The sequence below is a fragment of the Rugamonas sp. genome (assembly GCF_025354735.1).
Lineage (GTDB): Bacteria > Pseudomonadota > Gammaproteobacteria > Burkholderiales > Burkholderiaceae_D > Rugamonas.
Map to the genome: position 1 here is coordinate 1 of NZ_JANXMI010000002.1, position 4951 is coordinate 4951.

Sequence of the window (4951 nt, forward strand, 5' to 3'; positions counted from 1 at the left end):
GACCACGGTTTCGAATGAATCTCTCGAAACCGTGGTCTGACCCCGTATTAGTTTGCCGATGCACGCAGCGGTCAGAACTCAGCAGCGTATGCTGTGCCGCCCGGTCCATTCGGCGCCGGCGTCGAGCAACTGCTGGTCGACCCGCGCCGGTTCGATGCAGACGAAGCGCAGATACTCATCGTCTTCCAGGTCGGCCAGCGCGGCCGCATCTTCCGCGCCGGGATTCCACACCACCCACTCGTTGTAGCCCTGCTGTTGCAGCCGCAGCGCGGCGTCGGCCGTGTGCAGCGTCAGTTCGGCCGGCGCCTGGTAGATGCGGTCGAGCTTTTCCGTGAACGTCAGCGCCGCCGCGTCCTGCACGGCGCTGGCTGGCGCCGGGTCGGTGTAGCGCATGCGCTGCAAGCCGTCGACGCGGGCGGCGTCCAACTGGCCGACGTCGTAATAGGTGTGCAGCGCGACGCCGAAGGGGAAGGGCGCGGTGCCGCTGTTGCGCACATTGAATTCGATGTCGAGCTGTCCGCCTTGCAGCGTGAAGCGCAGCCGCAGCTGGAAGATGTGCGGCCAGGCCTGCGCCAGCGCGGCCGGCACGTCGCCCGGCGCCAGGCCGAATTCGGCGTAGGCGCCGTCGCTGCCGATGCCGTCGCCGATCAAACGCCAGGTGCTCAGGCGCGCGAAGCCGTGGCGCGGGCCGTCGCCGCGCTGGTTAAACTGGGGGAAGATGACGGGCATGCCGCCGCGTATGGCCTTGCTGCCGTCGAGCGCCGAGCGGGCGCTGCAAAAAATGCGCTCCCGGCCGTCGGCCGTTTTCCACGACAGCAGGTGGGCGCCGAACAGCGCCACGGTGGCTTGGGCGCCGTCGGCGGCGCTGATGCGCACCGCCGCCAGCTGGCCGACCTGGATCATCGAGATGGGGCTTTCCGTTGCAGCCATGTTGGTCCTCTTGTGTTGTGTGCCGGTGGCGATGGGGGCATGGTAATCGATCCCCGCGCGCCATGGCGCGCACCGTAGGCGCCGGCCGCGCGCGCGAAGCCCGATCAGGTCAGCCGGCTCTTGGCCAGTGGCGGATTTTTCGCGAAGTAGTGCCGGATGCCCTTGACGATGGCGTCGGCGATCTGGTCCTGGTAGGCGTTGTCGAGCAGGCGCGCTTCTTCTTCCGGATTGGAGATGAAGGCCGTTTCGATCAGGATGGACGGGATGTCGGGCGCCTTGAGCACGGCGAAGCCGGCCTGTTCGACCGCGCCCTTGTGCAGCCGGTTGATGCCGCCGATTTCGCCCAGCACGGCCTTGGCCAGCTTCATGCTGTCGTTGATCTGGGCCGTCGTCGACAGGTCGAACAGCACGCTGGCCAGTTGCAGGTCGTTGTTCTTGACGTTGACGCCGCCTATCGTGTCGGCCTGGTTTTCCTTGTTGGCCAGCCAGCGCGCGGCGCTCGAGCTGGCGCCCTTTTCCGACAGCGCGAACACGGACGAGCCGCGCGCGCTGGCGTCGACGAAGGCGTCGGCGTGGATGGACACGAACAAGTCGGCCTGCACCTTGCGGGCCTTGTCGACGCGGGTGCCGAGGGGGACGAAGTAGTCGGCGTCGCGCGTGAGCATGACGCGCATATTGGGCTGTTCTTCGAGCTTGCCCTTGAGGCGCTTGGCGATGGCGAGCACGATGTCTTTTTCGTGGGTGCCGCGATTGCCGGAGGCGCCGGGGTCTTCGCCGCCGTGGCCGGGGTCGAGCGCGATGGTAATCATGCGCAGCACCTTGGGCGGCGCGCCGGCCTTGCCGCCGTCGGCGCGCTGCTGCTGCTGCGCCAGTTCCGGCGTCGACAGCGGCGACTTCAGCGGCGGCGTGTCGGTTTTGAGCGGCGGCGTATCGGTCTTGACCGGGTCGGCCGGCGGCGGCGCCGGCAGGCCGGCCAGCGGCGCCCCCGGCATGGCCGGCGCGGTCGGCACGCCGGCCGGCGACCACTCGCCTTTTTCTATCATGGCGGCGATCGGGTCGACCGCCCGCACCGGATACAGGTCGAAGATCAGGCGGTGCTTGTAGGCGCCGACCGGTTCGAGCGTGAACACCTGCGGCTTGATTTCTTCCTTCAGGTCGAACACCAGCCGCACCACGTTGGGCCGGTTCTGGCCGACCCGCACCTGCTTGATGTAGGGGTCGTTCGACTGGATCTTGGCGACCAGGCTTTTCAGCGTCGGGTTCAGCTCCAGGCCTTCGATGTCGACCACCAGCCGTTCGGGGTCCTTGACGATGAAGTGGGTGGCCTTGAGGGCGGCGTCGTTTTCCAGTGTGACGCGGGTGTAGTCGTCGGCCGGCCAGACCCGCACGGCGAGGATTTGCGCGGCGGCGGCGGGCAGGGGACCGAGCACCGACAGCAGCAGCGTGCCGCCGAGCTTGAGCACGGTGCGTCGGCTGATGGTCTTGGGCTGGCGGTTCACAGATTGGGGGCGAAACGGAGGCGTTCGAGGCATGACAGACCCAGGGCAGACGACGCCTGCAATTCTACATCACGGCCCGCGCCGGACACCGTCAGATGGATGTGCAGATCGGGCGGCGGCAGCACCGGCTCGGCCTTCTCCGGCCATTCGACGATGCAGATGTTGGCGCCGTTGAAGTCTTCGCGGAAGCCGGCGTCGAGAAACTCCTCCGGGCTGCCCATGCGGTACAGGTCGAAATGGATGACGTTGACGGCCTGGCCGTGCAGCTGCACGGTGTACGGTTCGGACAGGGTGTAGGTCGGGCTCTTGACGTGGCCGACGTGGCCGGCCGCGTGCAGCAGCGCGCGCGTGAGCGCCGTTTTGCCGGCGCCGAGGTCGCCGTGCAGATAGATGGCCAGGCCGGGCGCGAGCGCGCGCGCCAGCGCCGCGCCGAGGGCGGCGGTGCCCGCTTCGTCGTGCAAATGGGTGTGGAGATGGGCTGTCACGTTCGGCATCGCATAGAATGTGGTCTGTTGTTGTCCCGGGCACCTGCGCCCGCCTGCCTGCATTGTAACCGCCTGTCTGAACCGATGTCCCTGTCCGATACCACTTTATTAGCCGAGCTGGCCGTCCGCATCAAGGGCTGGGGCCGCGAACTCGGCTTCGCCGACGTGCGCATCACCGACACCGACCTGACCCACGCCGAGCCGGGCTTGCAGGCCTGGCTGGACGCCGGCATGCACGGTGAGATGGATTATATGGCCAGCCACGGCATGAAGCGCGCCCGCCCGGCCGAGCTGGTGCCGGGCACGGTGCGCGTCATCAGCGTGCGCATGGATTATTTGCCGAGGGCGCAGGAAAGCGTCGACCAAGGCGGCGACGCTGCCGCCAACGCCGACGCCGCCCCCGCCGAGGACTGGCGCCAGCGCGAGGCGCGCCGGCTGGCCGACCCCGGCGCCGCCGTGATCTCGGTGTATGCGCGCGGCCGCGACTATCACAAGGTGTTGCGGGCGCGTCTGCAACAGCTGGCCGACCGCGTGCAGGCCGAGATCGGCGCCTTCGGCTACCGCGTCTTCACCGATTCGGCGCCGGTGATGGAGTTGCCGCTGGCCGAGAAGGCGGGGCTGGGCTGGCGCGGCAAGCACACCCTGCTGCTCAGCCGCAGCGCCGGCTCCATGTTCTTCATCGGCGAGATGCTGGTCGACCTGCCGCTGCCGGTCGACGCGCCGACCGGCGCCCACTGCGGCCAGTGCAGCGCCTGCATCACGGCCTGCCCGACCCAGGCCATCCTCGGGCCGGGCCGGCTCGACGCGCGGCGCTGCGTGTCCTACCTGACGATAGAGTTGAAGGGCGCGATACCGGAAGCGATGCGGCCGCTGATCGGCAACCGCGTCTACGGCTGCGACGACTGCCAGACCGCCTGCCCGTGGAATAAGTTCGCGCAGCGCTCGGTGCTGCCGGACTTCGACGAGCGCCACGGCCTCGGCGACGCCTCGATGGTGGACTTGTTCGGCTGGACCGAGGACGAGTTCAACCGGCGCATGGAAGGCAGCCCGATCCGCCGCATCGGCCACGAGCGCTGGCTGCGCAATCTGGCCGTCGGCCTGGGCAATGCGGCGGCGGCCGGCGCGCGCGGCGATGCGCGCATTGTGGCCGCGCTGACGGCGCGCCGCGCCGCCGCCTCGGCGCTGGTGCGCGAGCATGTGGAGTGGGCGCTGGCCTGCCACGGCGCGGGCGCGCGGCAACAGGATCGGCAATAAAATCGGCCGCGAGCCCGGCGGCAGGCTGGGCTCGGACCCGGATCGGCGCCGGAATCAGCCCAGGCTTTTGAAGCGCAGCGCCGACCAGTCGGCATCCATGGAGATGATGGCGACGCTGTCTAGCCCCAGCGTGGCGGCGTGGGCGGCGATGGTGTCGCGGTGGATGCCGCCTGGACTTTTCGCGCCGCCCTTGCGATACGCCACCCACAGCGCGCCCTTGGCCGTCAGGCGCGTTTGCGCCCGCGGCAGCAGCGTTTCCAGTTCTTGCTGATCGTGGGCGAACAGCAGCACCAGGTCGGCCTTGCCGTCGGCGCCGGCCATCAGCGGCGCCGGCAGCGATGCCAGCAGCGCCGCGTGGCGCGCGTCGGCATTGAGCACCGCGATGGCGCTGGCGTTCTTGACGAACATTTTCTCGGCGATGGTTTTTTCGGGCATCTCGTTCACTGTCCTGGAATTGTTGGAGGGGCTTACTTGAGCAGTCCGGCCAGTTCGACCGCCGTCTTCACCTGCATCTTGTCGAAGATGTGGGCGCGGTGCACTTCGACCGTGCGCATGCTGATGCCGAGCTTGTCGGCCACGACCTTGTTCATCTTGCCGGCCAAAATCAGGTCCAGCACTTCGCGTTCGCGCGCCGACAGCGCCGCCAGCCGCGCCTGCACGGCGGCGGCGGCGCCGGCCGCGCGCGAGCCGGCCAGGCCCTGCTGCACGCGGTCCATCAGGGCGTTGTCGTTGAAGGGCTTCTCGAAGAAATCGAAGGCGCCGCGCTTGAGCGTGTCGACCGCC

At 68.7% G+C, this 4951-nt stretch carries 6 protein-coding genes; 1 reads left to right on the forward strand and 5 read right to left on the reverse strand.

All coding sequences use genetic code 11. The features are described 5' to 3' along the window. Positions 1 to 78: 78 nt before the first annotated feature. The 3 genes from Q0S71_RS00480 to tsaE form a co-directional block, all read right to left on the reverse strand. Positions 79 to 930 (reverse strand): D-hexose-6-phosphate mutarotase, encoded by an 852-nt coding sequence (locus Q0S71_RS00480; RefSeq protein WP_295990064.1) that lies wholly within the window; start codon positions 928 to 930, stop codon positions 79 to 81. 104 nt (positions 931 to 1034) lie between these two features. Next, the gene (locus Q0S71_RS00485; protein ID WP_295990065.1) at positions 1035 to 2462 is read right to left on the reverse strand and encodes an N-acetylmuramoyl-L-alanine amidase; all 1428 of its coding nucleotides are present in this window, start codon (positions 2460 to 2462) and stop codon (positions 1035 to 1037) included. Further along, positions 2426 to 2923 (reverse strand): tRNA (adenosine(37)-N6)-threonylcarbamoyltransferase complex ATPase subunit type 1 TsaE, encoded by a 498-nt coding sequence (gene tsaE / locus Q0S71_RS00490; protein WP_295990066.1) that lies wholly within the window; start codon positions 2921 to 2923, stop codon positions 2426 to 2428. The genes Q0S71_RS00485 and tsaE overlap by 37 nt, the downstream gene beginning before the upstream one ends. Before the next feature lie 75 nt (positions 2924 to 2998). On the opposite strand from tsaE, the gene queG reads away from it, so the two are divergent. Beyond that, positions 2999 to 4168, forward strand: a complete 1170-nt coding sequence (gene queG / locus Q0S71_RS00495) for a tRNA epoxyqueuosine(34) reductase QueG (RefSeq protein ID WP_295990067.1) — start codon at positions 2999 to 3001, stop codon at positions 4166 to 4168. Positions 4169 to 4222: 54 nt separating this feature from the next. Here the strand turns inward: queG and Q0S71_RS00500 are convergent, their stop codons facing one another. Together Q0S71_RS00500 and Q0S71_RS00505 are read right to left on the reverse strand one after the other, a co-directional pair. Continuing rightward, positions 4223 to 4603: a DUF3052 family protein gene (locus tag Q0S71_RS00500; RefSeq protein WP_295990068.1), complete on the reverse strand. Its 381-nt coding sequence runs from the start codon at positions 4601 to 4603 to the stop codon at positions 4223 to 4225. A gap of 32 nt (positions 4604 to 4635) precedes the next feature. Further along, the coding region (locus Q0S71_RS00505) for a LuxR C-terminal-related transcriptional regulator (protein WP_295990069.1) at positions 4636 to 4951 on the reverse strand (316 nt) is incomplete at its 5' end.